Raw genomic sequence first — 623 nt, 5'->3', positions numbered from 1 at the left:
GGCGAACGCGCTCGCGGCCACGCACCGCGTGCACTGGAAGCTGCTCGCGCGCACGGGCCTGACCACGCGGGAGCTCGTCGACTGGCTCGCCGCCGAACCGGCCGAGCCGTTCGACGTGGCCGTCACGTCGCTCGGCGTCAACGACGTGACGGGCGGCGTGCCGCCGGCCCGCTGGCAGGCGCAGCAGGCCGAGCTCGTCCGGCTGCTCGCCACGCGGTTCCGGGTCGGCCACGCGATCCTGTCGGCGGTGCCGCCGATGGAGCGCTTTCCGGCGCTGCCGCAGCCGCTCGCGTGGTATCTCGGGTTGCGCGCGAAACGGCTCAACACAGCGCTCGACGGCTGGGCCGCCACGCAGCCGCACTGCACGTTCCTGCGCGTCGAGCTGCCGCTCGAGCGCCATCTGATGGCCAGCGACGGCTTCCACCCCGGTGCCGCCGCCTGCACGGTGTGGGCCACGCAGGTCGCCGCCGCCGTGCTGCGCCGGACGGCCGCATGACGTATCACGACGCCCCGGCACCGGCCTTTCACCGCGCGGGCCGCAGGCGAAACTCCGCACGGGCGGCATACGCGCCCGCGCAAAATGCCGGCCTTGCTTGCGCAAGCGCCGCATCGCACGGCGCGTT

Annotated in this window: 1 protein-coding gene; it reads left to right on the top strand. The window is 74.6% G+C overall.

The window, feature by feature from the left end; translation table 11 throughout:
* On the top strand, positions 1 to 496 hold a 496-nt coding region (locus L810_RS42080), incomplete at its 5' end, for an SGNH/GDSL hydrolase family protein (protein ID WP_042978334.1).
* Positions 497 to 623 lie beyond the last annotated feature (127 nt).

Origin of the sequence: Burkholderia sp. AU4i (genome assembly GCF_000466765.1) — a bacterium.
Classification (GTDB): domain Bacteria; phylum Pseudomonadota; class Gammaproteobacteria; order Burkholderiales; family Burkholderiaceae; genus Burkholderia; species Burkholderia cepacia.
Note: the sequence above shows the minus strand (reverse complement) of the source record. Positions and strands in the feature narration are given on the sequence as shown.